Raw genomic sequence first — 25,359 nt, forward strand, 5'->3', positions numbered from 1 at the left:
CCGTTTGAATGAACGGGACGATGGCAAGGGAATGCGCAATGCAGGAAATCGGCTTGGTCGCTTTCTGCCGTCCGGCAATCTCCCACCGGCGGTCAGGCCCTTTTCCTGCGCCCCTTCAAGGTCGCCAGGCGAGCAGCAGCACGCCCCCGCCGATGGCGGCGATGCCGCACCACTGGCGCAGGTCCAGGCGCTCACCCAGCAGCGCCACGCCAAAGATCGCCACCAGCACCACGCTCAGCTTGTCCACTGGCGCCACCAGCGACGCCGGGCCCAGCTTGAGCGCCCGGTAGTAGCACAGCCAGGACAGGCCGGTGGCCACACCCGAGAGCACCAGGAACAGATAGCTGCGCCCGGCGATGCTGGCCAGGGGTTGCGCCTGCCCGGTGGCCAGGACGATGGCCGCCAGGACCACCACGACCACCAGGGTGCGCAGCAGGGTGGCGAAGTCGGCGTTGACGTGTTCCACGCCCAGCTTGCCGAAGATGGCGGTCAGGGCGGCGAAGGCCGCCGCCAGAAGCGCCCAGAATAGCCAGGAGGTGGTCATCGCTAGAGGGGTTCGAGCTTGGCGTAGCTCACCATCAGCCACTTGCTGCCTTCGGACTTGAAGTTGACCTGCACCCGGGCATGGGCGCCGGAGCCTTCGTAGTTGAGGATGACGCCATCGCCGAACAGGGCATGACGTACCGGCTGACCGAGGCTGAAGGTGGTTTCCGGCACCGGTGCCTGGGCGAAGAGGTTGGGACGACTGCCGGCGAAGGGCTGCTTGACCGCATTGGACAGGCGCACCTCCTGGATCAGGCCATCCGGTACCTCGCGGACGAAGCGCGAAACCTTGTTGTAGGTCTCGCTGCCGTAGAGACGGCGGGTCTCCGCATAGCTCATCACCAGGCGGCGCATGGCGCGGGTGATACCCACATAGGCCAGGCGACGTTCCTCTTCCAGGCGGCCGGGTTCCTCCAGGCTCATCTTGTGCGGAAACAGCCCTTCTTCCATGCCGGCGAGGAACACCAGGGGGAATTCCAGGCCCTTGGCGCTGTGCAGGGTCATCAGCTGGACGCTGTCTTCGTGGCTGTCGGCCTGGGTGTCCCCGGATTCCAGGGCGGCGTGGTCGAGGAAGGCCGCCAGGGGCGTCATCTCCTCGTCGCCACTGAAATCGAAGGAACGCGCGGCGCTGACCAGTTCTTCCAGGTTTTCCACCCGTGCCTGGCCTTTCTCGCCCTTTTCTTCCTTGTGGAAGGTGACCAGGCCGGTCTGCTCGATGATCTGTTGCACGAGATTGTGCAGGGACAGGTCCTCGGCCTTGAGTGCCAGGGTATCGACCAGCTCGACGAAGACGTTGAGCGCCGAGGCGGCGCGACCCGACACCGCGCGGGCGCCGACCAGGTCGTGCAGCGCCTGCCACAGCGAGGTGTTCTGCGCCCGCGCGGCGCTGCGCAGCGCCTCCACGGTCTTCTCGCCGATGCCCCGCGGCGGCACGTTGATCACCCGCTCCAGGGCGGCGTCGTCGTGGCGATGCTGGATCAGCCGCAGGTAGGCCATGGCGTTCTTGATCTCGGCGCGCTCGAAGAATCTCAGGCCGCCATAGATGCGATAGGGGATCTTCTCGCGCAGCAGCGCCTCTTCCAGCACCCGCGACTGGGCGTTGGAGCGGTAGAGGATGGCCATCTCGCTGCGCCGGCTGCCCTTCTTGAACTCGCTCTCGATGGTTTCGACGATGTAGCGGGCTTCGTCGTGCTCGTTGAAGCCGGCATAGAGGGTGATGGCCTCGCCTTCGCCGGTGTCGGTCCACAGCTCCTTGCCGAGACGGCCGAAGTTGTGGGCGATCAGGCCGTTGGCGGCCTTGAGAATGGTATTGGTGGAGCGGTAGTTCTGCTCCAGGCGGATGATCTCGGCCGAGAAGTCCTCGTTGAACTGCTGGATGTTCTCGATCTTGGCGCCGCGCCAGCCATAGATGGACTGGTCGTCGTCACCCACCACCATGAGGCTGGCGCCGTTCTGGGCGAGGTGCTTGAGCCAGGCGTACTGGACGGCGTTGGTGTCCTGGAATTCGTCGACCAGGAGATGCTGGAAGCGCCGCTGGTAATGCTCCAGCAGGCTGGGATTGTTGCGCCAGAGATCCAGGGCGCGCAGCAGCAGCTCGGAGAAGTCGATCACTCCAGCACGGGCGCAGGCGGCCTCGTAGGCTTCGTAGATGCTGCGCATGGTGCTGAGGAAGAGGTCGCCGGCGGCCTGGATATGCTGCGGCCGCAGGCCTTCGTCCTTCTGGCCGTTGATGAACCACTGTGCCTGGCGGGCCGGCCAGCGCTGCTCGTCGAGGCCCAGCTCGCGGATCACCCGCTTGACGATGCGCTGCTGGTCGTCGCTGTCGAGGATCTGGAAGTTCTGTGACAGCCCCGCTTCCTGCCAGTGGGCCCGCAGCAGGCGATGAGCCAGGCCGTGGAAGGTACCGACCCACATACCCTGGGGACTCATGCCGAGCAATTGCTCGATGCGGTGGCGCATCTCGGCGGCGGCCTTGTTGGTGAAGGTCACCGAGAGGATGGAGTGCGGCGAGGCGTGCTCGACCTGGATCAGCCAGGCGATGCGGTGCACCAGCACCCGGGTCTTGCCCGAGCCGGCACCGGCCAGCACCAGTTGGCGACCCAGGGGCGCGGCCACGGCCTGACGCTGGGCATCGTTGAGGGAATTGAGCAGCAGGGAGATGTCGTCATTCATCGCCGCATTCTACCGATGCGGTAGAAGGAGCGCCAAACCAGACGGATGGGAGGCGAGGCGGGTGGCGCGGGGCAGCCGAACCCGCGGCCAGCAGGGCTGGCCGGGGAACAGGGTAAGGCTTGGAAGTGGCGCGTCAGGCGGCGATCGGCGAGCGCCAGTCGTCGGAACCGGAGGTGCCGGAGACCTCGTGGGTCCAGACGATCTTGCGGTAGGTGAAGTAGACGTCTTCGAGGTGGGTGAAGTGCGCCATGCTCGGGTCCTGGCAGTTGGGCATGCGCGACTGGACGTCGACGATGATGGCGTCCTCCAGCTCGATAGTGAAGTAGTGCTCCTGGGTACCGGTGGCCGAGGTGCGGTACCACTCCAGGCGGCACTTGCCGAGGCGTTCGCCGGAGGTGAGGGCGTTGAAGATCAGCGGCGAGGCCTTGTCGAAGACCTTGGTGATCATCAGCGGCTTGTGCACGCGCTGGCCGGTGGGCTGACCGGACTGGGGATCGCGGGGAATGATCACCTGATGGTTGAAGGCCTGGACCAGGATCTGGTCTTCGTGGCCTTCCTGGAAGATGTTGCCGACCGAGTCCTCGGTAAAGGTGCCAGCGGTGATCAGGCCTTGCTTGGTGCCTTCGAGGGACAGGTACGCGGGGGTTGGCATGGTGCTCTCCTTGCCTGGTGATAGGGCTTCATGGCCCGGGTACCAAGACCTAACAAGGGTTGTGCCAGAACTGAAAAATCCTTTCTGATCAGTAGGTTGAAAAAAGACTACAGAGCACGGGCGGAGCGACTGTGTGCTCCTGCGCGGAAATCTGCGCAAGGCCTTGCGCAGAGCGGTTCAAAAGCTGCCCAGTTTCCGGTAGTGGCTTGTTCAGGCGACTACCTGGTGCCGGTACGACCGTGAAAAGGGCCCTGCTGAATCGTAATGACCAAGAGCCTTGCCGACCGTTATGTAGTATAAGTACGGCGCACTACATCCGCCCGCTAGACGAGACACGCCTGTGAACCTCATGCAACACATTGCTCAATCCCGCCACCTGCTGCGCAAGTCGGAGCTCAAGGTCGCCGAGCAGGTCATGGTGGATCCGGCTGCCGTCATGCACAGCTCCATGGCCGACCTCGCCCACAACGTCGGCGTCAGCGAGCCCACCATCGTGCGTTTCTGCCGCGCCATCGGCTGCGATGGGTTCCAGGATCTCAAGCTGCGCCTGGCCCAGAGCCTGGCGGCGGGGGCCAGTTTCGGCCAGTTCGCCATCCACGAGAACGATGCGGTGGAAGACTTCAGCCTGAAGATCTTCGACACCACCCTGCACACCCTCATGGACGTGCGCGAGCGCCTGGACATGCGCGCCCTGGAAACGGCCATCGAGGCGATCGCCAAGGCCCAGCGGGTGATGTTCTACGGCTTTGGCGCCTCGGGTTCGGTGGCCAACGACGCCCAGCACAAGTTCTTTCGCCTGCAGCTCAGCGCCACCGCCTATTCCGATCCGCACATGCAGGCGATGTCGGCGGCGACCCTGACGCCTTCCGATGCGGCCATCTGCATCTCCCAGTCGGGGCGTTCCAAGGATCTGCTGATCACCGCCAATCTGGTGCGCGACAACGGCGCCGCGCTGATCACCATCTGCCCGGGGCAGACGCCGCTGGCCGATCTGTCCACGGTCAACATCGCCATCGACGTGCACGAGGACACCGACATCTATGTGCCCCTGACCTCGCGCATCGCCCACCTGGTGGTGATCGATGTGCTGGCCATGGGCGTGGCCATGTCCCGTGGTCCGGCGCTGGTCGAGCATCTCAAGAGCGTGAAGCGCAGCCTGCGCAGCTTGCGACTGTCGTCAAAGTCGACCAAGCACAGCGACACTCAATAGTCGTCTCGCTGTCGCCAAACCGTCACCTGTTAGGGTGAAGCTGCCCATTCCGATCCCAGCCCGGAGGAATTGGCATGACCGCTCTCATCCAGCAATCCAGCGTTCGTCTCGACAGCAAGACTCGCAGAAAGCTACAGGATCAACGGCGGATGAAATTCCGCCGTGCCATCGAGGCCCGAGCCGAAGAACAGCGGCTTGCTGTGGAGCTCGATGAACTGCTGTTTCTCAATCAGCTGCTGGACGAACGCCAGGCCCAGCGCCGACAGCAGGCTCCAGGGCAATACCTAACGCATTGATCAGGCTGCGCTGGCCGCGCAGATAGTCGACGAAGGCCTGGGCCACTGGCGACAGCGGCTTGCCACGGACCTGGACCACGCACCAGGAACGTCGCAGCGGCAATTCGGCGACGTCCAGCTCGACCAGGCTGCCGGCGGCGAGATCGCTGCGAATGGCCTGGCGCGGCAGCAGGGCCAGCCCGAGGCCGGCGCGGACCGCTTCGCGTTGCGCTTCGAAGGCGCCGATCTCCAGTTGTTCGGCGAAGTGGGCGCGCTTCTGCTTGAGATAGTCCTCGCAGGCCTGGCGCGTGCCGGAGCCGACTTCGCGCACCAGCAGCGGATAGGTCGTCAGGTCGCGCAGGCTCAGCCCGCGGCGCCCGGCCAGCGCATGGCCCGGGCGCGCCACGGCGACGATGGCGTTGTCCAGCAGCGGCAGGAACTCCAGATCCGTGCCGCTCGGCACGCCGGACATCAGCGCCACGTCTTCGCGATTCTCCGTCAGCCGTCGTAGCACCCGGGCATGGTTGCCCACGGTCAGCGCCAGATCGACCTGGGGATGGCTGCTACTACGAAACTGGCTGAACAGGTGCGGTGCCAGGTACTGGGCGCTGCTCTCCACCCCCAGGCGTAACTGGCCGTGCAGGGCACCGCGCAGATTCGACAGCTGCATGTCCAGGCTGCCCAGCCGGGCGAAGAGATCACGCCCGGTCTGGCGCAAGGCCTCGCCGGCTTCGGTGAGATAAAGGGTGCGATTGACGTAGTTGAACAGCGGCGCGCCCACCACCTCTTCGAGTTGGCGCACCTGCAGGCTCACCGCCGGCTGGGTGAGCGCCATGATGTCGGCCGCGCGGCTGTAGGAGCGGGCCTCGCAGACGGCCTCGAACACCTGCAGCTGGCGGAAGGTGAGTCGCATCAGGGGCTTGCGCATGGGCATCGGCAGATCCATAAGGGATTACTTATGGAGTATCCAACAATTATTTATTTTCCATAAGAGAGGCCCTGGCGTAGCTTCGGATCACCGGCAATAACAAGCGGCTGCAGGTTGCAGCAGACAAGGAGCCAGGTGTGATCAAGAAGATACTTATCGCCAATCGGGGCGAGATCGCCGTGCGCATCGTGCGTGCCTGTGCCGAGATGGGCATTCGCTCGGTAGCGGTCTACTCCGACGCCGATCGCCAAGCGCTCCACGTGAAACGTGCCGACGAAGCCCATGGGATTGGCAGCGATCCGCTGGAGGGTTATCTCAATCCGCGCAAGCTGGTGAACCTCGCCGTGGAAACCGGCTGCGATGCCTTGCATCCCGGCTATGGCTTCCTTTCCGAGAATGCCGAACTGGCGGAAATCTGTGCCCAGCGGGGCATTCGCTTCATCGGACCGTCCGCCGAGGTCATCCGCCGCATGGGCGACAAGACCGAGGCGCGTCGCAGCATGATCGCTGCTGGCGTGCCCTGCACTCCGGGCACCGAGGGCAACGTGGCGGACATCGCCGAGGCCCTGCGCGAAGGCGATCGCCTTGGGTATCCGGTGATGCTTAAGGCCACCTCCGGCGGGGGCGGGCGGGGTATCCGCCGCTGCAACTCCCGCGAGGAACTGGAGCAGGCCTATCCGCGGGTGATCTCCGAGGCGACCAAGGCCTTTGGCTCGGCCGAGGTGTTTCTCGAGAAGTGCATCGTCAATCCCAAACACATCGAGGCGCAGATCCTCGCCGACAGCCACGGCAATACCGTGCACCTGTTCGAGCGTGACTGCTCCATCCAGCGGCGCAACCAGAAGCTGATCGAGATCGCGCCCAGCCCCCAGCTGACCCCCGAGCAGCGCGCCTATATCGGCGACCTGGCGGTACGCGCGGCCAAGGCGGTGGGTTACGAGAACGCCGGCACCGTGGAATTCCTGCTCGCCGAGGGCGAGGTGTATTTCATGGAAATGAACACCCGGGTGCAGGTGGAGCACACCATCACCGAGGAAATTACTGGGATCGACATCGTTCGCGAGCAGATCCGCATCGCCTCGGGGCTGCCGCTGTCCTTCGCCCAGGAAGACGTCCAGCACCGTGGATTCGCCCTGCAGTTCCGCATCAATGCCGAGGACCCGAAGAACAACTTCCTGCCGAGCTTCGGCAAGATCACCCGCTACTACGCGCCGGGCGGGCCGGGGGTGCGCACCGACACGGCCATCTACACCGGCTACGTGATCCCGCCGTACTACGACTCCATGTGCCTCAAGCTGGTCGTCTGGGCGCTGACCTGGGAAGAGGCCATGGACCGCGGTCTGCGCGCCTTGGACGACATGCGCGTGCAGGGGGTGAAGACCACCGCGCCCTATTACCAGGCCATCCTGCGCGATCCGGAATTCCGTAGCGGGCGCTTCAACACCAGCTTCGTGGAAAGCCATCCGGAGCTGACCCAGTACTCAATCAAGCGCAACCCGACGCACCTGGCCATCGCCATCGCCGCCGCCATCGCCGCCCACGCCGGTCTGTAAGGACGACAGAACAATGAAAAGTATCCAGATCACCGACACCATCCTGCGCGACGCCCACCAATCGCTGCTGGCGACCCGCATGCGCACCGAAGACATGCTGCCGATCTGCGCCAAGCTCGACCAGGTCGGCTACTGGTCGCTGGAGGTCTGGGGCGGCGCCACCTTCGACGCCTGCGTGCGCTTCCTCAAGGAAGACCCCTGGGAGCGCCTGCGCCAGTTGCGCCAGGCACTGCCCAACACCCGGCTGCAGATGCTCCTGCGCGGGCAGAATCTGCTCGGCTACCGGCACTACAGCGATGATGTAGTCGAGGCCTTCGTCGAGCGCGCCGCGGCCAATGGCACCGACGTCTTCCGCATCTTCGATGCCATGAACGATGTGCGTAATCTGGAAACCGCCATCCGCGCGGTCAAGGCCAGCGGTAAGCACGCCCAGGGCACCCTCTGCTACACCACCAGCCCGGTGCACACGGTGGCGGCCTTCGTCGACCAGGCGCGGCGCATGGCCGACCTGGGCGTGGACTCCATCGCCATCAAGGACATGGCCGGTCTGCTGACGCCCTATGCCACCGGCGAGCTGGTCAAGGCGCTCAAGGCGGCCCTGAGCCTGGACGTGGTGGTGCACTCCCACGACACCGCCGGGGTGGCCGCCATGTGCCAGCTCAAGGCGGTGGAAAACGGCGCCGATCGCATCGACACGGCGATCTCCAGCATGGCCTGGGGCACCAGCCACCCGGGGACCGAATCCATGGTCGCGGCCCTGCGCGACACGCCCTACGACACCGGCCTAAACCTGGAGCTGCTGCAGGAGATCGGCCTGTACTTCCATGCGGTGCGCAAGAAGTACCACCAGTTCGAGAGCGAATTCACCGGGGTCGATACCCGGGTGCAGGTCAACCAGGTGCCGGGCGGCATGATCTCCAACCTCGCCAACCAGTTGCGCGAGCAGGGCGCCCTCAATCGCATGAACGAGGTGCTGGAAGAGATCCCGCGGGTGCGCAAGGACCTGGGCTACCCACCCCTGGTGACCCCGACCTCGCAGATCGTCGGTACCCAGGCCTTCTTCAACGTGCTGGCCGGCGAGCGCTACAAGACCATCACCAACGAGGTGAAGCTCTATCTGCAGGGGCGCTACGGCAAGGCGCCGGGCGCCATCTGCGAGCAGTTGCGCAAGCAGGCCATCGGCCAGGAAGAAGTCATCGAAGTGCGTCCGGCCGATCTGCTCAGCCCCGAGCTTGCGCGACTGCGCGCGGAGATCGGCGACCTGGCCAAGAGCGAAGAGGACGTGATGACCTTCGCCATGTTCCCCGACATCGGGCGCAAGTTCCTCGAGGAACGCGCCGCCGGGACCCTGGTGCCGGAAGCCCTGCTGCCCATGCCCTCGGCCGATGGCGTGGCCGCGGTGGGTGGCCAGGGCGTGCCCACCGCGTTCAGCGTCGACGTGCATGGTGAGACCTATCAGGTGGACATCACCGGCATCGGCCTCAAGAGCGAAGGCAAGCGGCACTTCTACCTGTCCATCGACGGGGTGCCGGAAGAGGTGGTGTTCGAAGCCAGCGGTGAGTTCGTCGCCGAGGGCGGTCAGCGGCGGCGCCAGGCGGAGCGTCCGGGCGACGTCAGCACCACCATGCCGGGCAACATCGTCGAGGTGCTGGTCAAGGAGGGTGATCAGGTCAAGGCCGGGCAGGGCGTGCTGGTCACCGAAGCCATGAAGATGGAAACCGAGATCCAGTCTCCCATCGCCGGCACCGTCACCGCGGTACGGGTAGCCAAGGGCGACCGGGTCAATCCAGGCGAGGTGTTGATCGAAATCGAAGGCTGAGATCACTTCGATTTCCCTTGGGGCCACCAGGCCCCTTTTTTTATGGGCGGTTTCTATCCATTCGATTGAGAAAAAGCACTAACACCTCTCGATAGGGTCTGCTATTTAATATAGCCAAGGCTATAACGATCCCGGGAGGATTCGCGATGCTGAAAGAACTCAAGAAACGCGCCCTGCGTGCTCTGCTGGACAAGCTGCTCGACGGGCATGCCGAACGTCGTCCGCTGGAGACCCAGCCCGAGCGTTCCCGTGGCATGACGGCCCACGCCGCGCACTGATCCCTGCCGCACTCATAGGCGCCTTCGCCATGTCCTGAGCGAGGCGCCTTTTCCTGTTCGTCTCTGTCCTGGACCCCTCTCATCCCAGGTTACAAAGTCTCCCTGCACCTCTGATAGGTTGTGCTATCTAATTTAGCCAAGGCTATAACCACCGAGAGGCGGGCCGGATGCTGGAGAAGACGAGACGCTGGACCCTGGTGGGTCTGCTGGGATTGCTGCTGGGCAACGCCGCCCAGGCCGCGGAGCCGTTCAGGGTGGTCACCACCTTCACGGTGATCGCCGACATGGCGCGCAACGTGGCGGGCGACGCCGCGCGGGTGGAATCCATCACCAAGCCCGGCGCCGAGATCCACAACTACCAGCCCACCCCGGGCGATCTGCTCAAGACGCGCGATGCCCAGCTGGTGCTGTGGAACGGCCTGAATCTGGAGCTCTGGTTCGAGCGCTTCTTCAGCCGCATGAAGGACGTGCCCGGCGCGGTGGTCTCGCGGGGCGTCGAGCCCATCGCCATCGCCCAGGGCCCCTATGCCGGCAAGCCCAACCCCCATGCCTGGATGTCACCCCGGGCGGCGCTGATCTACGTCGACAACATCCGCGATGCCCTGGTGGCGCATGACCCGGCCCAGGCCGACACCTACCGCCGCAACGCCGAAGCCTACAAGGCGCGCATCACCGCCACCCTCGATCCCCTGCGCCAGCAACTGCAGGCGATTCCCGAGCAGCGCCGCTGGCTGGTGTCCAGCGAGGGCGCCTTCAGCTACCTGGCGCGCGACCTGGGGCTCAAGGAGCTCTATCTCTGGCCGATCAACGCCGATGCCCAGGGCACGCCGCAGCAGGTCCGCCGGGTGATCGAGACGGTGCGCGCCGAGCGGATTCCGGCGGTGTTCAGCGAGAGCACGGTTTCCGCCGCGCCGGCCGAGCAGGTGGCGCGGGAGAGCGGCGCCCGCTATGGCGGGGTGCTCTATGTGGATTCCCTGAGCGCGGCCGAGGGGCCTGTACCCACCTATCTCGACCTATTGGGAGTGACCACCGAGACCCTGGTCAAGGGGCTGGCGCCATGATCGCCCTCGAAGGGGTCAGCGTGACCTATCGCAACGGCCACACCGCCCTGCGCGAGGCCAGCCTGGTGGTGCCCGGCGGCTCCATCACCGCCCTGGTGGGCGTCAATGGCAGCGGCAAGTCGACGCTGTTCAAGGCGATCATGGGCTTCGTGCCCCTGGGCAGCGGCCAGGTACGGGTCGATGACCTGCCGGTGGCCCAGGCGCTCAAGCGCAACCTCGTTGCCTACGTCCCCCAGAGCGAAGACGTGGACTGGGACTTTCCGGTGCGGGTGGAAGACGTGGTGCTCATGGGTCGCTATGGCCGGATGAATTTCCTGCGCCTGGCCCGCGCGGCCGATCACCAGGCGGTGGACGCCGCCCTGGCCCGGGTGGGGCTGACCGCGTTGCGCAAGCGGCAGATCGGCGAACTCTCCGGCGGCCAGAAGAAGCGCGTCTTCCTCGCGCGTGCCCTGGCCCAGGACAGCCGGGTGATCCTGCTGGACGAACCCTTCACCGGGGTGGACGCCACCTCCGAGCGCGCCATCATCGAATTGCTCCAGGCCCTCCGCGCCGAGGGTCGCTCGATGCTGGTCTCGACCCATGACCTGGCCAGCATCGAGCGCTTCTGCGATCGTACCGTACTGCTCGATCGCACCGTGCTGGCCCAGGGGCCGACGGCCGAGGTCTTTACCCGGGAGAATCTGGAACGCACCTTTGGCGGCGCCCTGCGCCTGTTCGAGGCTGGCCAGGCAGAGCCGCGCCGCCGGGAGCGTGCCTGATGGAAGGGCTGCTGGAACCTCTGGCCTATGGCTACATGAGAAACGCCCTGGGCGCGGCGGCACTGGTAGGCGGACTGTGTGCCTTCCTTTCCGCCTACCTGATGCTCAAGGGCTGGTCGCTGATCGGCGATGCCCTGTCCCATGCCGTGGTACCCGGGGTGGCCGGCGCCTATCTGCTCGGCCTGCCGCTGGCCCTGGGCGCCTTTCTCGCCGGTGGCGCGGCGGCCGGGGCCATGCTCGGCCTGCGGCAATACACCCGGCTCAAGGAAGACGTCATCATCGGCCTGATCTTCAGCGCCTTCTTTGGCGGCGGGTTGTTCCTGGTCTCGCTGGCGCCGGTCGCGGTGGACATCCAGACCATCGTCTTCGGCAACATCCTGGCCATCACCCCCGAGGCCAGTCGCCAGTTGCTGATCATCGCCGCCGTCTCCCTGCTGGTGCTGCTGCTGAAGTGGCGCGACCTGCTGCTGGTGTTCTTCGACGAAGGCCAGGCGCGCGCCTGCGGCCTCAATCCCACGGGGTACAGGTTGCTGTTCTTTACCCTGCTGGCGCTGAGCACCGTGGCGGCGATGCAGACGGTGGGCGCCTTTCTGGTCATCGCCCTGGTGGTGACGCCGGGGGCGACGGCCTATCTGCTCAGCGACCGCTTCTCCCGGGTGGTGCTGATCAGCGTCGCCATCGGCGTCGGCAGCGGGCTGCTGGGCACCTACCTCAGCTACTTCCTCGACGGCGCCACCGGTGGCTGCGTGGTGGTCTTGCAGACCCTCGTCTTCCTGCTGGCCTTCGTGCTGGCGCCGCGTCACGGCCTGCTGGCCAACCGCCGCCGGGCGCGGCAGACGGCGGAGGCGGGCTGATGGACTGGTTGCGGCTGACCCTGGAAGTCGACTTCATGCGCCAGGCACTGCTGATGGCCGTGCTGGTGGCGGTGCCCACGGCGCTGCTGTCCTGCTTCCTGGTGCTCAAGGGCTGGGCGCTGCTGGGCGATGCCATCGCCCACGCGGTGTTTCCCGGCCTGGTGCTGGCGTCGGCGCTGGGCGCACCGCTGGTGGTGGGCGCCTTTGTCGCGGGGCTCGGCTGCGCCCTGGCCACCGGCTATCTCAAGCGCCACAGCCGGGTGAAGCAGGACACCCTCATGGGCGTGGTCTTCTCCGGCATGTTCGGCCTGGGCCTGGTGCTGCACGCCAGGCTGCCCACCGAGCTGCACCTGGACCACATCCTGCTCGGCGACCTGCTGGGCGTGACCCCGGCGGCCTTCTGGCAGATGGCGGTGATCGCCGCCCTGGTGGTGCTGGCGCTGGCCTGCCGCTGGCGCGACCTGCTGGTGCTGGCCTTCGATGCGGCCCAGGCACGGGCCCTGGGCCTGCGGGTAGGGCTGCTGCACTACGGCCTGCTCGGCCTGATCGCCCTGACCGTGGTCGGCGCCCTGCAGGCGGTGGGCATGGTACCGGTGGTGGCCCTGCTGATCACCCCCGGTGCCACTGCCTTCCTGCTGACCCGCTCCTTTGGCTGGATGCTGCTGCTGGCCACGGCGCTGGCCGTGACAGCGGCCCTGGGCGGGGTGCTGCTGAGCCTGGTCTGGGACAGCGCGCCGGCGCCCACCCTGGTGGTGCTGCTGACGGCCGGTTTCCTGCTGGCCCTGACATGGCGCCTGTGGCGGGATCGACGTCGTTCGGGCGACAAGGGCGTTCAGGTGGCCTGATGTAATCGACTGACCGGCCCTGCCAGGCGTTTCCGGTCACGCTCGCCTCACCTCAGGAGAACCACAATGAAAACCGTCGCCCAGTTGCTCGCCCTGAAGACCCAGCAGGACGTCTACACCATCGCTCCCGACGCCTGGGTGCTCGACGCCCTGCGACTGATGGCGGAAAAGAACGTCGGGGCGCTGCCGGTGATGCGCGACGGCGAGCTGGTGGGCATCGTCAGCGAGCGCGACTACGCGCGCAAGGTGGCCCTGCAGGGGCGCTCCTCCTATGCGACCCCGGTCAGCGAGATCATGACCGAGGCGGTCATCATCGTACTGCCGCAGCAGACCGTGGGCGATTGCATGCAGATGATGACCGACCACCACCTGCGCCACCTGCCCGTGATGGGCAACGGCAAGCTGATCGGGCTGCTGTCCATCGGCGACCTGGTCAAGGCCACCACCGTCCAGCAGGCGGAGCTGATCCGCCATCTGGAAGGTTATATCCGCGGCGAGTGACGAGTCAGCCGGATCGTCCGGCGGTCACGGCTAGGGCGCTGAGCTGGCGCCCTTCGGCATCGAAATTCTCCGCCGCCAGCCAGCCCCGGAAGCCGGCGTCGACCGTGGGCCATTCGTGATCCAGCAGGCTGAACCAGGCGGTGTCGCGGTTGCGGCCCTTGACCACCCGGTGCTGACGGAACAGGCCTTCAGCGCGCATGCCCAGCCGCTCGGCCGCCCGCTTCGAGCGGGTATTGGCGTCGTCGCACTTCCACTCCAGGCGCCGATAGCCGAGGGCGAAGGCTTCCTGCATCAGCAGATAGAAGGCTTCGGTGGCCAGGGGGGTACGCTGCAGGCGCCCACCAAAGGCGACATGGCCGATCTCGATGCTGCCGTGTTCGGGGACGATGCTCATCAGGCTGAGTTGCCCGAGGGCGCGGCCGTCGCGGGGGTCCACCACGGCATGGAACAGCGGATCGCGCCCCTGGGCCAGGCCGGCCAGCCAGGTGTCGAAGGCGGCCCGCTCGGTGAAGGGGCCATAGGGCAGATAGTCCCACAGCGCCGGATCCCGGTCGTGCAGGGCCTGCCAGAGATCGTCGCCATGACGCTGGGGGTCCAGGGGTTCCAAGCGTACATGGCGACCCTGCAGCAAGCGGGGCTGAGGCGGAAGGGCCGGGGTCCAGTCGAGAGGGGTCATGCGTTGTCTCCCAGCAGGTGGCGGTACTGGATGAAACCGGAGCGGGTGGCGATCCGGTCATAGAGCTGACGTCCCGGGTAGTTGGTCTCCTGGGTCAGCCAGTGCACCCGGTCGCAGCCGTCCGCTGCGGCGCGGGCATAGACGTGCTCGATCAGGGCGCGGCCCAGGCCGCCGCCGCGGTGATCCTCGGCGACATAGAGATCCTGCAGGTAGCAGTAGTCGGTTTCGGTCCAGCAGGAGGGGTGATAGATGAAGTGCACCAGGCCCAGGGCCCGCTCGCCGTCCCAGGCCAGGGCGCCATGCAGGGGCTGGGCGGGGTCGAGCAACCGTTGCCAGGTGCGGGCGTAGGTGGTTTCCGGCAGCCTGGTCTCGTAGAAGGCCAGGTAGGCCTGCCACAATTCGTGCCAGACGGCGTGATCGGCTTCGCTCAGGGGGCGGATGGTCATGGGTGGCTCCAGGGTCAGGCGAGAGAGGGGATCAGGGCGGCCAGGGCCTGGTCGCCGGGTACCGAGCTGGCGGCCAGCCCCTGGCGGACGCCTTCGCGATCGGCGGCGTTGCGATTCTGGCTGAGCTTGGCGATGCCCTGGAGGCTGTCGAGGGGCAGGCGCAGGCCGCGGATGGCGCGCAGCAGGCCCTGGACATAATCCGCGGGCGCATCCGCGACCTGCCAGGGACGGGCACGCCCGGCTTCGTGCCGGTCGGTGAGGCGTTCCAGCAGCCGTAGCAGACGCTCGGGGTCATCGAATACCTCGACGCTGCCGCCGGCGTGCACGGCCTGGTAGTTCCAGGTCGGCACCACCCGGCCATGTTCGGCCTTGCCGGGATAGAAGGCCGGGCTGACATAGGCCTGGGGGCCCTGGAACACCGCCAGTACCTGGCCCGCCTCGACCAGCGCCTGGGCCTGGGGATTGCTGCGCGCCAGATGGCCGTAGAGGGTGCCATAGGGACCCTCGTCGGGCGCCAGCCAGAGCGGCAGATGGCTGACCAGCGGACCGGCGTCGGTCTGGCTGATGAGCAGCGCCAGGGCATGCTCGCGCAGGTGCTGGTGCAGCCTGGGCAGGTCTTCGAGGCGAAAGGCGGGATGGGGATACATGGGCGAACTCCAGCGACGTCCGGCCATGCTAAGGTCGCCTTTGGCTCCCTGTAAGAGCCAATTTCCATGACTTTCAGGGTGCCAATCCATGCTGGGATTCGAGCCGTCGGGGCTGTTGCTGGAACCGGGGCAGGGTCTGGCGCGCCAGCTCTACCAGGGCCTGCGCGGGCGTATCCTGGCCGGCGAGCTGGCCGCTGGAGTGCGGCTACCCGCCAGTCGCGAACTGGCGCGGCTGCTGGGCGTGTCGCGCAATACCGTGACCGCCGCCTACGAGCAGCTCCTGGCCGAGGGTTTTCTCGACAGCCGCCCGGGTGACGGCACCTATGTCGCGCCCGTGACCCGGGTGCTGGCCGCGCCCGAAGCCACGGCCAGGGCGACATCCGTGCCCCTGGCCAGCGTGCCGCCCGGCGCGCCGTGCGCCTTTCGGGTCGGCCTGCCGGCGGTGGATCTGTTTCCCTTCGCCACCTGGGCGCGGCTGCAGCAGCGTTTCTGGCGCCAGCCGGAGCCGGCGCTGCTGGGCTATCGCGAACCCGGCGGCGAACCACGGTTGCGCCGCCTGCTGAGCGCCTACCTGCGCCAGGCGCGGGGTCTGGTCTGCGCCCCCGAGCAGATCCTCATCACCAGCGGCGCCCAGCAGGCCATCGAACTCTGCGCCCGGTTGCTGCTGGCGCCCGGAGCCCTGGCGGCCATGGAGGATCCCGGCTATCGCGCCGCGGGCCTGGCCTTGCAGAGTGGCGGGGCGCGGTTGCAGGGCGTCGCGGTGGATGGGGCAGGGCTGGTGGTGGAGCAGCTGGCAGGGCTGCCGGACTGCCGGCTGGTCTATGTCACCCCGTCGCACCAGTATCCCACCGGTGCGGTACTGTCCCTGCCGCGCCGCCTGGCGCTGCTGGACTGGGCGCGGCAGGCGGACGGCTGGATCGTCGAGGACGACTACGACGGCGAGTACCGCTACCAGGGCGCGCCGCTGGCACCCCTGGCCGCCTTGGATCGCCACGGTCGGGTGCTCTATGTCGGCACCTTTTCCAAGATCGCCTTTCCCGGCCTGCGCCTGGGCTATCTGGTGGCCCCGCCCGCGCTGCTGCCGGCGCTGCTGGAGCTGCAACGGGCCGGAATCCGCCATCTCGACAGCGCCACCCAGACGGTCATGGCCGATTTCATCGAACAGGGCCATTTCCAGCGCCACATCCGGCGCATGCGACGGGCCGCGCGCAGTCGCCGCGATGCCCTGCTGGCCGGCTGGCCCGCGGTCGCCGGCTGCGCCCCGCCGGGCGTCCCGGTGGCAGGCCTGCATCTGTGCCTGCCGGTCACCCATCTGGCCCGCGAAGCCGAACTGGTAGAGCGGGCCGCCGCGGTCGGGGTGGAACTCAATGCGCTGTCGCGCTACTGGCTGCCCGAGGGCCCGACTCCGCCCGACGCCCGCGCCGGACTGGTGCTGGGCTTCGCGGCGGTGCCGGAGGCGCGGATCGTCGAGGCGCTGGCCAGGCTGCGGGGGGCCTGGGCCTGAGCGCTGCCCTTAGAGGCTTTTCGACTCCAGGTTGAGGCGGTCCAGCAAACCGGCGGCGCCTGCGGGATCCAGGGCTGCGGTCAGCGCGACTTGCAGGGTATCGCCCAGACGCACGCGTTCCTTGGGCGCAAGACTCACCCGCAGACCGTCTTCTTCGCCGGAGGCCAGATCGACCAGACCCTTGCAGAGGTCCTTGCCGCGCGCGCCCAGGCTCTGGAAGTCCTGCAGGCAGTCATTGCGCTGCTGCTGGTGCGCCGCGGCCAGGGCCCGGTCACGCTGCTTGTCGAAGTCGCCCGCGGTAGGATCGAGCGGCAGGTAGCGGCGGGTCAGGGCCAGGCTGCGCTTGAAATAGCCTTGATCCTTGACGTCCACCTGCAAGCCCTTGAGTTCGGCACGCTGCGCGCTCTGCTGCAACTTGCCCAGCAGGCCGAAGGATGACAGCAGACCGCGCTGGCCAACCTGCTGGCCATTTTCGGCCATGTCACTCAGGTCTTCGGCCAGGCGGCGCACCTGAGCCAGCGACAGGCTCGCATCCACGTCCAGCAGCTCCGGCAGGTCCAGGGTCAGGCCGATGTCCGCCAACTCATCCTCGACGTTCCATTTCAGCCGGCCGGAAAAGGGCGCCAGTTCGGCGCGTCCGCTGGCGAGCAGCAGACCGCCAACCAGGGGCAGGTGCAGCGCCGTCGAGCGCCCCTTGGCGTCGGGCGGAAAAGCCACGCCTTCGAACTGGACATCGGCCCGGCGGTGAGCGGGTTCGTCCTTGAGGTCGGAGAGGGTCAACTGGGCGATGCTCGGCCCATCGCTGATGCGCACCTCGTGCAGCTTGATCGTGCCACCCAGCGGTGAGGAGGACAGCGACTGCCAGCTGATCCTGTCCTGCAGGCGGTGTTCGAACAGCCAGTCGCGCAGACGTCCATCAGCGACATGAGCGGCGTAGGCCTTGAGACCGAAATAGCCACCGACCACCACGACCAGCGCCGCACCGGCCAGGAGTTTGACGTTGAGAGTCCGTTTCATCAGAAGCGCTCCTCGCCGAGACCGGCATCCTTGAGCTGTTGGCGGGCCGCCTCGGGGGTCCAGGCGGGATCTTCGAATTGCACGCGTGCCAGCGCCAGGGGATCGCGCAGGTCGCTGCAGCCTTCGCTGGTGCAGGGCTGCACGACCTTGGCCGTCAGGTGCGTCAGGGGCAGGTCGTCGGCGTCACGCGCCTTGGGATCGAGCTGCAGGGTGCCGCTCAGGACATACCAGCCGGTCTTGGCCGGGGTGCCGGCCGGCACCTGCGCCTGGATCGGATAGGGATAGTCGAGGCTCCAGCCGTCGCTATTCGTCTTGGTGACCCTGGCGATCAAGCGTACGGGATGGGTAGCGCCACGCACCAGGTCGCCATAGTCGCCACCACTGCCCGACGTGTAGTCCACATCGTTGACCTGACTTGCCAACAGTCCCTGCGGATTGGACCGGGCCTGTTCAGCCAAGGATTTGTATAGGCCTAGTTGCTGGCGCGCTTTGAACGCAACCTGCAGTCGGGCCTGCTGGGCTTCACGCTCCCGCTCACGCTTGGCCTGCTCGCGCTGGCGCACCTGCTTCTCGTCCCAGCGGAAAAGGTAGTTGGTGGCCTGTTCGGGATTGAATTGCCAGGCCTTGTTGCGCCAATTCTGACCGATGGCAACCTCGTAGAGCCAGTAGTCCTGGCTGACCTCGCCGCTGTCCCATGACTGCTGCGTAGAGCCTTTCTGGAAATCCCGCATGGCAAGAACGGAGAATTGCTGGATGCCTGTCTTTAGTGCCGAGATCTGGCGCTGGATCTGCTCGATGATGGGCTGGATCCGTGAAAGCTGGCGGAATTGCTCGCTATCGGCTGTCACGAAGAGGACCGTTGGATAGTTCACCAGCCATCCCCTCTGATAGGAGTAGCGCAGCCGCAAGAGGCTGTAGCTGGCGGTGGCCGGGTCGCTAGCCAGCAGGAACAGGGCGCGCTTCTGATCATCGAAACCGATAAATCGCAGGGGAGGCAGGGGGTCGTCCAGCGGCAGTCCGTTGAGGAAGAAACCCTTCCAGCGCTGCAACTGCTTGCCGTCGCTCCGCTCCAGGGCGAGCTCGCCCTCGCCCTGGGCCAGGCCGTTCTCGCAATGGATACCACTGGAGCGAACCTGCAGGTAGCGGCTGTCTTCCTCGGCCTTGAAGGGTACGCGGAAGGCGCAGCCCTGGCTGTCCTTGAGGGTGGTGATGAAGTCGCTCTTGGCGAGTTCGGCTTCGCCATCGCCCGGGCGCCAGCCGGCGACATCGAAATCGGTGGCGATCTGACCGGCAGGTGCCTTGGCTGCCGCAGGTGCAGGTGCAGGTGCAGGTGCAGGTGCAGGTGCAGGTGCAGACTCGACCTTGGCCGGCGCGGCAGGTGCCGACTCAGCAACCGGGGCCGGCGAAGCTTCGGGTGCCGGTGCCTCTGGGACTACCGGCGGAGTGGCGGGCCTGGCAGTCTCAGGCGCCGCCGCAGCGGGCGCCTCGGCAGGCGGCGTCGCCTTGAGCGGCTCGACCGGGACTGCGGCAACGGCAGGCGCTGTCGTCAGCGCAGCCGGATTCTGTACCTGCGCCGTCCAGGCCGTGGCCTTGGTGGCCGTGCCGTTCAGCCGGGCGTCGGTGGTGCCGGTCGCCGTCCAGTTCAGGCGTTCGGCCTGGTCGCACTGCTTGCCGAGCAGCGCGCCGATCTTGGGCATCAGGCGTTCGACGGCAACGGCCTCGGCGGGCTTGCCATAGACGAAGCGCAGCGCCAGATCGGGCGCGCACCAGGCGGCCGCAGGGTGATCGACGAAGACCTCGACGTCTTCGGCCTTGGAATAGGCGAGGCGGGTACTTTCGGCCTGGGCAGCCGTGGCCGTGGCCAGTAGCGTCAGGGCCAGCAGGGTGGGTTTCATGGTCATCCTTCCTTAGATCAGTTCCCAGGCACCGTCAGCGGCCTGGCAGGCCTTGGTGGTCTGCTGATCCTGCTGGCCGTCCTGGCTCAGGCTGTAGTTCAGGGTGCGGCAGGTGGTCTTGGCGGCGACCTTGTCCTGCACCGGCGCGGCATCGAGATCGGCGGCGTCGAGGTCCACGCCCTGCTGCTTGGCACTGGCCACGTCCAGGGTATCCAGATCCACCGCAGGTGCCGGTTGAGCATTGGTCTTGCCAGCGGTCGCCAGCGTGGCAGCCGTCGCCGGAGTCACCAGGGGCGCGTAGACATAGCCGATGGTCACGCCCTTGCGGCCCACGGCGATCCAGTCGTTGCCGGTACGGCCCAGGGCGGTGAAGCGCGTACCCGTGGGCAGTCCGCCGACCTTGGCGGCATTGTCGTTGGGCGCGGCGCGCAGGTTGGCCGACTTGATCGACTGATAGGGCTTGTTGAGCAGGGTCAGCTGCTCGACCTTCTGCACCTTGGGCGTGCGCTTGACCGCCACCTGGCGGGCTTCGGTCTCGGTCGCCACCGGCACGATGCGGGCGGTGGCGCCGCTATGGTCGGAGGTCCAGGTGGTCACCTGACCATCCTGGGCGTGTTCCAGCGCCTTTTGCGTCTGCACGGCCAGGGCCTCGCGATCGCGCTGATCGAGTTTGGCCCCCAGGGTCTTGCCCAGGGCGCCACCGGCGAGGGCGCCGGCCAGCATGGCGGCGGTACGGCCGCTGCCACCACCGATCTGGCTGCCGATGAGGATGCCGGCCGCGGCCCCGACCACGGTGCCGACGTTTTCCTGGTTGAGCCATTCGTTCTGCGACATGTTGGAGCAGCCGGTGACGGCGAGGCTGCCACCCAGGCAGAGAACGGCAAGGCGATGACGAGGCTTCATAACGAGTCCTTTCCGAAGCGAAAATTTAGGAGGAGGGAATGGTAGAGGCTTGCTCCAGAGATGTTGTGACCTGATTCACCGAAAGTGGGTTTGGTATCAAAGAGCCAGCATGGCCTGAAAGGCGTAGTAGGAAGCTTTAACGCCCCCGATACGCCTTCCCATAGTGCCGCTCCAGGCGCGACTGCATGAATTCCATGGCCAGGGACATCAGCCAGTAGAGCACCGCTGCGGTGGTGAGCATTTCCAGGTAGCGATAGCTGGAGCGGCCATAGGACTGGGCGAGGAACATCACCTCCCAGACACCCATCACCGAAACCAGGGAGGAGTCCTTGAGCATGGAGATGAACTGGCTGGTGGTGGGCGGGATGATGCTGCGCATGGCCTGGGGCAGGGTGACGCGCCAGAAGATTACCCGCGGCGACAGGCCCAGGGCCAGGGCTGCCTCGCGCTGACCTCCGGGGACGCCGAGCAGGCCGGCGCGGAAGATCTCGCTGAGGTAGGCGCCATAGTTCAGCGACAGGGCGAGGATGCCGGCGCTGATGGCGCCGGGCACCACGCCGATCTGCGGCAGGCCCAGGTAGATCAGCAGGATCTGGATCAGCAGCGGGGTGCCGCGAAAGAAGGAGGCGTAGAAGGTCGCCACGCCATAGGCCAGGGCGCTGGACGACAGCCGCCCCAGGGCCGCGGCGAAGCCCAGCAGTACCGACACCAGGATGGAGCTGAGGCTGAGGAACAGCGTCAGGGCCGCACCCTGGAGGAAGCCGTTGGGGCCCAGGCGCCAGCCCACCAGATTGGGCAGACGCGGCCAGACGCTGGCGAACTTGAGATCGAAGCCGAGCACGAAGACCAAGCCCCCGGCCAGCAGCGCCAGCCAGGTCAGCCAGACACGGGTACGAAAGCTCAGCAGCGGACGCGATTCGACCGGGGGCGGTAGCTGACTCATTGGCTGATGTCGGCACCGATCCACTTGTCGGAGATCCGCTTCAGGGTGCCGTCCTGGCGCAGTCCCTCGATGATCTCGCGCAGCTTGGCGGCGAACTCCAGGTCACCCTTCTCGATCGCCACGGCGTTGGGTTCGGCATAGAGCGGTGCGCCCGCCAGCTTGAATTTGGCGTCTTGGGCGAGGCGCGGCTGGGCGGTCACCAGGTTGGTCAGCACCGCGTCCAGGCGTTTGCCGGCGCCCAGGCCCAGGTCTTGGAAGGCGACGTTGTCGTCGGGGAAGGGCACAACCTGCACCTGGTCGAAGGGGTAGCTCAACGGCTGTTCTTCCTGGCCTTCGATGGTCAGGTCCTTGTTCAGGTAGCTCTCGTAGGAAGAGGCGCTGGTGACGCCGACCTTCTTGCCGGAGAGGTCCTTGGCGCCGTGGATGCGGTCGTCACCGGCGTTGACCACGATCACCGCCGGCGAGGCGTAGTAGTTGACCGGGAAATCGAACACCTGGGCGCGCGCCTGGCTCGGCGTCATGGAGCAGATGCAGACGTCGTAGCGACCGCTCCAGCGGCCGGCGGCGATCACGTCCCAGGAAGGGGTTTCCAGGCGCAGCTTGACGCCCAGCTTGTCAGCCACCGCCTTGGCCACGTCCACGTCGAAGCCTTCCAGCTGATTCTGGGCATTGAGCTGGGAGAAGGGTGGATAGCTTTCCATGAGCACATTGACCAGCTCGCCCTTGGCCTTGATGCGGTCCAGGGTGGTACCGGCCGAGGCCGAGGTGGCGACCAGCGCCAGGGTCAGGCCGAGGGCCGATAGCAGAGCGGTTCTCATGGGGGCGTCCTTTGCAAAGGGAAAGAGGGCCTGGTATTAGAGAGATATGAGAACCGATATTGAACTCTGTTTTGGTTATAAGGAAAAGTGAAATAGCTATATGGCCAACATGAATCTAGTTCTGCTCGACGGTGGCATGGGTCGTGAGCTGCAGCGCCGTGGCGCGCCTTTCCGCCAGCCGGAGTGGTCGGCCCTGGCGCTGAGCGAGGCGCCGGAGCAGGTGGAGGCGGTGCATCGTGCCTATATCGAGGCCGGTGCCCAGGTGATCACCAGCAACAGCTATGCGGTGGTGCCCTTCCATATCGGCGAGGCGCGCTTCGCCGCCGAAGGCGAGGCCCTGGCCGCGCGGGCCGGTCAGTTGGCACGGCAGGCGGTGGTGGCCAGTGGTCAGCCGGTGCGGGTGGCAGGTTCGCTGCCGCCGCTGTTCGGCTCCTATCGCCCCGATCTGTTCGAGCCGGGACGGGTGGACGAGGTGCTGCAGCCGCTGATCCGTGGCCTGGCGCCCCATGTCGATCTCTGGCTGGCGGAAACCCAGAGCTCCCTGGCCGAGGTGCGCGCCATCGCCGCCGGCCTGCCCAGGGATGGCAAGCCGCTGTGGCTGTCCTTCACCCTGAAGGACGAAGACGTTGACGAGATCCCACGGCTGAGATCCGGCGAGCCGGTGGCCGCGGCCGCGCAGCTGGCGGTGGAACTGGGCGCCGGAGCCCTGCTGTTCAATTGCAGTCAGCCCGAGGTGATGGCCGCAGCGCTGGATACTGCGCGGGCGACCTTTGCTGCGGCGGGGATTAAGATTCCCTTTGGCGCCTATGCCAATGCCTTCCCGCCCCAGCCGGAAGAGGCCACCGCCAACGACGGCCTCGACCCCCTGCGTCCGGACCTGGATCCGCCCGGCTACCTGAGCTTCGCCCAGGACTGGCAGGCGCGTGGCGCAAGCCTAATCGGCGGCTGCTGCGGCATCGGTCCGGAGCATATCGCCGTGTTGAATCAGCGGCTGCGCGGCTGAAGCCGCGTTCAACCGACAAGAAAGCGGACAGCGCCCTGAGCGCTGTCCGCTTTTGTCTTGCCGCCAGACGCCGTTCAGACCTGCGCCTGGCCACCATCGGCGAAGAGTTCGGCGCCGTTGACGAAGCTGGAATCGCTGGACGCCAGGAACAGGGCGACCCTGGCGATCTCCTCCGGCTCGCCGACGCGACCCAGGGGGATCTGGCTGGCCAGGTGGTCCAGCAGCCCCTGTTGCTGGGCGGCATCCGGACCCGCCAGCTCCACCAGGCCCGGGGTACGCGTGGCCCCCGGACTCAGGGTGTTGATGCGGATACCACGCCCCTGCAGTTCCAGGATCCAGTTGCGGGCGAAGGCGCGCACGGCGGCCTTGGACGCGCCATAGACGCTGAAGGCCGGGGTGCCGGTACTGGCGGCGGTGGAGCCGGCCAGAATCACCGAGGCATGGTCCGCCAGTAGCGGCAGGGCCTTCTGCACGGTGAACAGCACCCCCTTCACGTTGCGATCGAAGGTGTCGTCGTAGTGGGCTTCGGTCACCTCGGCGAGGGGCAGCATGCTGCCACCCCCGGCGTTGACGTAGAGCACGTCGAGGCGGCCGTGCTCGCGGCGGATGCGCTCATAGAGGGCATCGAGCTGGTCCAGACGGGATGAGTCCACGGCGATGCCGGTGGCGTTGCCGACCTGGGCGACCGCGGCGTCCAGTTCCGCCTGCCGCCGGCCGGTGAGGATGACGTGGGCGCCCTGCTGGGCGAAGAGCTTGGCGGCGGCCAGGCCGATGCCGCTGGTGGCACCGGTGACGAGGGCGATCTTGTCTGCGAGCTTGAGGGTCATGGCTGGATCTCCGAGCGGTTGTGATCAGGTGGAGTCAGCCTATCGACCCTGGCTTCTCTGCAAAATAGAATGATTGGCAAGCCATCGTTGCAGAAATGAAATGAGCAGATTGCCGGATTTCGAAGGCTTGGCGATGTTCGCCAAGGTCGCCGAGGAGGGCTCCTTCGCCGCCGCGGCGCGGGTGCTGGGCGTGTCGGTGGCCACCGTCTCGCGGGCGGTGACGCGCCTTGAGGAACGCCTCGGCGGGCGGCTGTTCAATCGCACCTCGCGGCAGCTGGCGCTGACCGAATTCGGCCGCGAGCTGGCCGCCCAGGCCGGCGATCTCTATCGCCAGGCGGAGGCGACCGAAAGCGCCGCCCAGGCGCGTGCCGTGCAGCCCCGCGGCCAGGTGCGACTGGCGGTGCCCATGGCCTTCGGCCTGCGCTGGGTCGCGCCGCTGCTGCCCGAGCTGCTGCGCCGCTATCCCCAGCTGACGGTGGATCTGCACCTGTCCGACGCCACCGTGGATCTGGTGGCGGAGGGCTTCGACGCCGCCCTGCGCATCGCCGCCTTGCCCGACTCCTCGCTGGTCGCCCGGCGGCTCTGCGCGGTCAGCCAGCTGCTGGTGGCGGCGCCGGCCTATGTCGAGCGCCACGGCCAGCCAAGCCATCCGCAGGAACTGACCGAACATGCCTGCCTGAGCTACGCCTACCGGGCGCGCAGCCAGGTGTGGCGCTTCAGCGGGGACGACGGTCGCGAGGAAAGCGTGCTGCCCCGTGGTCCGCTGCGCGTCACCAATTCCGAAGCCCTGCTGCCGGTGCTGCTGGAAGGCCTGGCCATCGCCGAGTTGCCGGACTTCATCGCCAGCGATTACCTGGCCGATGGCCGGCTGGTGCAACTGCTGCCGGACTGGCAGCTGACCCGTGGCGGCCTCTACTTCGTGACCCCCTCGGCGCGCAGTCGCCCGACCAAGGTCCAGGTGCTGCTCGATTTCTTCGTCGAGCACCTGAGCACCCCGGGCTGGCAGCGAGGCGAACAGCACCCGTTCGTGTCGGCTTCGTGACATCCCGCAACATCCACTCGCCACCACGCAAGGCTGGCGAAAGGTTGACCTCTTAGGATCCGCTCAAGACCCGCCCCCGTGAGCGGGCGACGTGCCTACAAAAATAACCAGGATTCTTGCCATGTCGTATCTGTCCTTCCAGGCGTCCCCGCGCGCCCGTCTCCCCTGGATTTTCGCCCTCTCCGCGCC

The 25,359-nt window shown here is 66.7% G+C and carries 26 protein-coding genes; 13 read left to right on the top strand and 13 right to left on the bottom strand.

Annotated elements, in window-relative coordinates; translation table 11 throughout:
- Positions 1 to 115: 115 nt before the first annotated feature.
- The 3 genes from QE393_RS19865 to QE393_RS19875 form a co-directional block, all read right to left on the bottom strand.
- Complete coding sequence (locus tag QE393_RS19865) at positions 116 to 544, bottom strand: EamA family transporter (protein ID WP_273805531.1); 429 nt, start codon at positions 542 to 544, stop codon at positions 116 to 118.
- 2 nt (positions 545 to 546) lie between these two features.
- The gene (gene uvrD / locus QE393_RS19870; protein WP_310045202.1) at positions 547 to 2,715 is read right to left on the bottom strand and encodes a DNA helicase II; all 2,169 of its coding nucleotides are present in this window, start codon (positions 2,713 to 2,715) and stop codon (positions 547 to 549) included.
- A gap of 133 nt (positions 2,716 to 2,848) precedes the next feature.
- Complete coding sequence (locus tag QE393_RS19875; RefSeq protein WP_017639168.1) at positions 2,849 to 3,367, bottom strand: Hcp family type VI secretion system effector; 519 nt, start codon at positions 3,365 to 3,367, stop codon at positions 2,849 to 2,851.
- Between the two features lie 340 nt (positions 3,368 to 3,707).
- On the opposite strand from QE393_RS19875, the gene hexR reads away from it, so the two are divergent.
- Both hexR and QE393_RS19885 read left to right on the top strand, forming a co-directional pair.
- The gene (gene hexR / locus QE393_RS19880; RefSeq protein WP_017639169.1) at positions 3,708 to 4,577 is read left to right on the top strand and encodes a transcriptional regulator HexR; all 870 of its coding nucleotides are present in this window, start codon (positions 3,708 to 3,710) and stop codon (positions 4,575 to 4,577) included.
- Between the two features lie 74 nt (positions 4,578 to 4,651).
- The gene (locus tag QE393_RS19885) at positions 4,652 to 4,873 is read left to right on the top strand and encodes a PA3496 family putative envelope integrity protein (RefSeq protein WP_081594569.1); all 222 of its coding nucleotides are present in this window, start codon (positions 4,652 to 4,654) and stop codon (positions 4,871 to 4,873) included.
- Here QE393_RS19885 and QE393_RS19890 read toward each other — a convergent pair.
- Positions 4,803 to 5,780, bottom strand: a complete 978-nt coding sequence (locus QE393_RS19890; RefSeq protein ID WP_310045204.1) for a LysR family transcriptional regulator — start codon at positions 5,778 to 5,780, stop codon at positions 4,803 to 4,805. The genes QE393_RS19885 and QE393_RS19890 overlap by 71 nt on opposite strands.
- A gap of 137 nt (positions 5,781 to 5,917) precedes the next feature.
- On the opposite strand from QE393_RS19890, the gene QE393_RS19895 reads away from it, so the two are divergent.
- The 8 genes from QE393_RS19895 (at position 5,918) to QE393_RS19930 (ending at position 13,449) form a co-directional block, all read left to right on the top strand.
- Positions 5,918 to 7,333 carry an acetyl-CoA carboxylase biotin carboxylase subunit gene (locus QE393_RS19895; protein WP_273805533.1) on the top strand — a complete coding sequence of 472 codons (1,416 nt, stop codon included), beginning with the start codon at positions 5,918 to 5,920 and terminating at the stop codon, positions 7,331 to 7,333.
- 13 nt (positions 7,334 to 7,346) lie between these two features.
- Positions 7,347 to 9,152, top strand: coding sequence for a sodium-extruding oxaloacetate decarboxylase subunit alpha (oadA, locus tag QE393_RS19900; protein WP_273805534.1), 1,806 nt, complete (start codon positions 7,347 to 7,349; stop codon positions 9,150 to 9,152).
- Positions 9,153 to 9,298: 146 nt separating this feature from the next.
- A complete protein-coding gene (locus QE393_RS19905) occupies positions 9,299 to 9,430 on the top strand; it encodes a hypothetical protein (RefSeq protein WP_310045206.1) in 132 nt (43 codons plus the stop codon).
- 167 nt (positions 9,431 to 9,597) lie between these two features.
- Positions 9,598 to 10,491: a metal ABC transporter substrate-binding protein gene (locus QE393_RS19910; RefSeq protein ID WP_310045207.1), complete on the top strand. Its 894-nt coding sequence runs from the start codon at positions 9,598 to 9,600 to the stop codon at positions 10,489 to 10,491.
- Positions 10,488 to 11,249: an ATP-binding cassette domain-containing protein gene (locus QE393_RS19915; protein ID WP_310045209.1), complete on the top strand. Its 762-nt coding sequence runs from the start codon at positions 10,488 to 10,490 to the stop codon at positions 11,247 to 11,249. Before QE393_RS19910 ends, QE393_RS19915 begins: the two co-directional genes overlap by 4 nt.
- Positions 11,249 to 12,103 (top strand): metal ABC transporter permease, encoded by an 855-nt coding sequence (locus QE393_RS19920; RefSeq protein WP_310045211.1) that lies wholly within the window; start codon positions 11,249 to 11,251, stop codon positions 12,101 to 12,103. Before QE393_RS19915 ends, QE393_RS19920 begins: the two co-directional genes overlap by 1 nt.
- Positions 12,103 to 12,948, top strand: a complete 846-nt coding sequence (locus QE393_RS19925) for a metal ABC transporter permease (protein ID WP_310045213.1) — start codon at positions 12,103 to 12,105, stop codon at positions 12,946 to 12,948. The genes QE393_RS19920 and QE393_RS19925 overlap by 1 nt, the downstream gene beginning before the upstream one ends.
- 66 nt (positions 12,949 to 13,014) lie before the next feature.
- Positions 13,015 to 13,449, top strand: coding sequence for a CBS domain-containing protein (locus QE393_RS19930; protein ID WP_007160094.1), 435 nt, complete (start codon positions 13,015 to 13,017; stop codon positions 13,447 to 13,449).
- 4 nt (positions 13,450 to 13,453) lie between these two features.
- On the opposite strand, the gene QE393_RS19935 is transcribed toward QE393_RS19930, so the two are convergent.
- From QE393_RS19935 to QE393_RS19945, 3 genes are read right to left on the bottom strand one after another with little or no spacing between them, the layout of a single operon-like run.
- Positions 13,454 to 14,125: a GNAT family protein gene (locus QE393_RS19935; RefSeq protein WP_310045215.1), complete on the bottom strand. Its 672-nt coding sequence runs from the start codon at positions 14,123 to 14,125 to the stop codon at positions 13,454 to 13,456.
- Positions 14,122 to 14,571: a GNAT family N-acetyltransferase gene (locus QE393_RS19940; RefSeq protein ID WP_310045216.1), complete on the bottom strand. Its 450-nt coding sequence runs from the start codon at positions 14,569 to 14,571 to the stop codon at positions 14,122 to 14,124. The genes QE393_RS19935 and QE393_RS19940 overlap by 4 nt, the downstream gene beginning before the upstream one ends.
- A 14-nt stretch (positions 14,572 to 14,585) precedes the next feature.
- Positions 14,586 to 15,218 carry an FMN-binding negative transcriptional regulator gene (locus QE393_RS19945; RefSeq protein ID WP_310045656.1) on the bottom strand — a complete coding sequence of 211 codons (633 nt, stop codon included), beginning with the start codon at positions 15,216 to 15,218 and terminating at the stop codon, positions 14,586 to 14,588.
- An 88-nt stretch (positions 15,219 to 15,306) separates the two neighbouring features.
- On the opposite strand from QE393_RS19945, the gene QE393_RS19950 reads away from it, so the two are divergent.
- Positions 15,307 to 16,722: a PLP-dependent aminotransferase family protein gene (locus QE393_RS19950; protein WP_310045219.1), complete on the top strand. Its 1,416-nt coding sequence runs from the start codon at positions 15,307 to 15,309 to the stop codon at positions 16,720 to 16,722.
- 9 nt (positions 16,723 to 16,731) lie between these two features.
- Here QE393_RS19950 and QE393_RS19955 read toward each other — a convergent pair whose 3' ends face one another.
- The 5 genes from QE393_RS19955 to QE393_RS19975 form a co-directional block, all read right to left on the bottom strand.
- The gene (locus QE393_RS19955; RefSeq protein WP_310045221.1) at positions 16,732 to 17,739 is read right to left on the bottom strand and encodes a hypothetical protein; all 1,008 of its coding nucleotides are present in this window, start codon (positions 17,737 to 17,739) and stop codon (positions 16,732 to 16,734) included.
- Positions 17,739 to 19,634 (bottom strand): hypothetical protein, encoded by a 1,896-nt coding sequence (locus QE393_RS19960; protein WP_310045223.1) that lies wholly within the window; start codon positions 19,632 to 19,634, stop codon positions 17,739 to 17,741. Before QE393_RS19960 ends, QE393_RS19955 begins: the two co-directional genes overlap by 1 nt.
- Before the next feature lie 12 nt (positions 19,635 to 19,646).
- The gene (locus QE393_RS19965) at positions 19,647 to 20,537 is read right to left on the bottom strand and encodes an SH3 domain-containing protein (protein WP_310045224.1); all 891 of its coding nucleotides are present in this window, start codon (positions 20,535 to 20,537) and stop codon (positions 19,647 to 19,649) included.
- A gap of 136 nt (positions 20,538 to 20,673) precedes the next feature.
- Positions 20,674 to 21,480 (bottom strand): amino acid ABC transporter permease, encoded by an 807-nt coding sequence (locus QE393_RS19970; RefSeq protein ID WP_310045227.1) that lies wholly within the window; start codon positions 21,478 to 21,480, stop codon positions 20,674 to 20,676.
- Positions 21,477 to 22,298, bottom strand: coding sequence for a transporter substrate-binding domain-containing protein (locus QE393_RS19975; RefSeq protein WP_310045229.1), 822 nt, complete (start codon positions 22,296 to 22,298; stop codon positions 21,477 to 21,479). The genes QE393_RS19970 and QE393_RS19975 overlap by 4 nt, the downstream gene beginning before the upstream one ends.
- 100 nt (positions 22,299 to 22,398) lie before the next feature.
- On the opposite strand from QE393_RS19975, the gene QE393_RS19980 reads away from it, so the two are divergent.
- Entirely contained in the window at positions 22,399 to 23,301 is a 903-nt protein-coding gene (locus QE393_RS19980) for a homocysteine S-methyltransferase family protein (RefSeq protein ID WP_310045232.1), read from the top strand.
- Positions 23,302 to 23,375: 74 nt separating this feature from the next.
- On the opposite strand, the gene QE393_RS19985 is transcribed toward QE393_RS19980, so the two are convergent.
- Positions 23,376 to 24,128 carry an SDR family oxidoreductase gene (locus tag QE393_RS19985; RefSeq protein ID WP_027600472.1) on the bottom strand — a complete coding sequence of 251 codons (753 nt, stop codon included), beginning with the start codon at positions 24,126 to 24,128 and terminating at the stop codon, positions 23,376 to 23,378.
- 100 nt (positions 24,129 to 24,228) lie between these two features.
- Here QE393_RS19985 and QE393_RS19990 point away from each other — a divergent pair, with 100 nt between their 5' ends.
- Positions 24,229 to 25,170: a LysR family transcriptional regulator gene (locus tag QE393_RS19990; protein WP_310045235.1), complete on the top strand. Its 942-nt coding sequence runs from the start codon at positions 24,229 to 24,231 to the stop codon at positions 25,168 to 25,170.
- The last annotated feature ends 189 nt before the right edge of the window (positions 25,171 to 25,359 follow it).

Origin of the sequence: Pseudomonas sp. SORGH_AS_0211 (assembly GCF_031453455.1) — a bacterium.
Classification (GTDB): domain Bacteria; phylum Pseudomonadota; class Gammaproteobacteria; order Pseudomonadales; family Pseudomonadaceae; genus Chryseomonas; species Chryseomonas aestiva.

Bases quoted from the DNA above. Each gene is read 5' to 3' on its own strand.
- QE393_RS19905 (WP_310045206.1), top strand. From the start codon at position 9,299: ATGCTGAAAGAACTCAAGAAACGCGCCCTGCGTGCTCTGCTGGACAAG.
- QE393_RS19950 (WP_310045219.1), top strand. From the start codon at position 15,307: ATGCTGGGATTCGAGCCGTCGGGGCTGTTGCTGGAACCGGGGCAGGGT.
- QE393_RS19940 (WP_310045216.1), bottom strand. From the start codon at position 14,571: ATGACCATCCGCCCCCTGAGCGAAGCCGATCACGCCGTCTGGCACGAA.
- oadA (WP_273805534.1), top strand. From the start codon at position 7,347: ATGAAAAGTATCCAGATCACCGACACCATCCTGCGCGACGCCCACCAA.
- QE393_RS19935 (WP_310045215.1), bottom strand. From the start codon at position 14,125: ATGACCCCTCTCGACTGGACCCCGGCCCTTCCGCCTCAGCCCCGCTTG.
- QE393_RS19915 (WP_310045209.1), top strand. From the start codon at position 10,488: ATGATCGCCCTCGAAGGGGTCAGCGTGACCTATCGCAACGGCCACACC.
- QE393_RS19925 (WP_310045213.1), top strand. From the start codon at position 12,103: ATGGACTGGTTGCGGCTGACCCTGGAAGTCGACTTCATGCGCCAGGCA.
- uvrD (WP_310045202.1), bottom strand. From the start codon at position 2,715: ATGAATGACGACATCTCCCTGCTGCTCAATTCCCTCAACGATGCCCAG.
- QE393_RS19875 (WP_017639168.1), bottom strand. From the start codon at position 3,367: ATGCCAACCCCCGCGTACCTGTCCCTCGAAGGCACCAAGCAAGGCCTG.
- QE393_RS19955 (WP_310045221.1), bottom strand. From the start codon at position 17,739: ATGAAACGGACTCTCAACGTCAAACTCCTGGCCGGTGCGGCGCTGGTC.
- QE393_RS19970 (WP_310045227.1), bottom strand. From the start codon at position 21,480: ATGAGTCAGCTACCGCCCCCGGTCGAATCGCGTCCGCTGCTGAGCTTT.
- QE393_RS19920 (WP_310045211.1), top strand. From the start codon at position 11,249: ATGGAAGGGCTGCTGGAACCTCTGGCCTATGGCTACATGAGAAACGCC.
- QE393_RS19945 (WP_310045656.1), bottom strand. From the start codon at position 15,218: ATGTATCCCCATCCCGCCTTTCGCCTCGAAGACCTGCCCAGGCTGCAC.
- QE393_RS19885 (WP_081594569.1), top strand. From the start codon at position 4,652: ATGACCGCTCTCATCCAGCAATCCAGCGTTCGTCTCGACAGCAAGACT.
- QE393_RS19890 (WP_310045204.1), bottom strand. From the start codon at position 5,780: ATGCGCAAGCCCCTGATGCGACTCACCTTCCGCCAGCTGCAGGTGTTC.
- QE393_RS19960 (WP_310045223.1), bottom strand. From the start codon at position 19,634: ATGAAACCCACCCTGCTGGCCCTGACGCTACTGGCCACGGCCACGGCT.
- QE393_RS19865 (WP_273805531.1), bottom strand. From the start codon at position 544: ATGACCACCTCCTGGCTATTCTGGGCGCTTCTGGCGGCGGCCTTCGCC.
- QE393_RS19985 (WP_027600472.1), bottom strand. From the start codon at position 24,128: ATGACCCTCAAGCTCGCAGACAAGATCGCCCTCGTCACCGGTGCCACC.
- QE393_RS19910 (WP_310045207.1), top strand. From the start codon at position 9,598: ATGCTGGAGAAGACGAGACGCTGGACCCTGGTGGGTCTGCTGGGATTG.
- QE393_RS19980 (WP_310045232.1), top strand. From the start codon at position 22,399: ATGGCCAACATGAATCTAGTTCTGCTCGACGGTGGCATGGGTCGTGAG.
- QE393_RS19965 (WP_310045224.1), bottom strand. From the start codon at position 20,537: ATGAAGCCTCGTCATCGCCTTGCCGTTCTCTGCCTGGGTGGCAGCCTC.
- QE393_RS19990 (WP_310045235.1), top strand. From the start codon at position 24,229: ATGAGCAGATTGCCGGATTTCGAAGGCTTGGCGATGTTCGCCAAGGTC.
- QE393_RS19975 (WP_310045229.1), bottom strand. From the start codon at position 22,298: ATGAGAACCGCTCTGCTATCGGCCCTCGGCCTGACCCTGGCGCTGGTC.
- QE393_RS19930 (WP_007160094.1), top strand. From the start codon at position 13,015: ATGAAAACCGTCGCCCAGTTGCTCGCCCTGAAGACCCAGCAGGACGTC.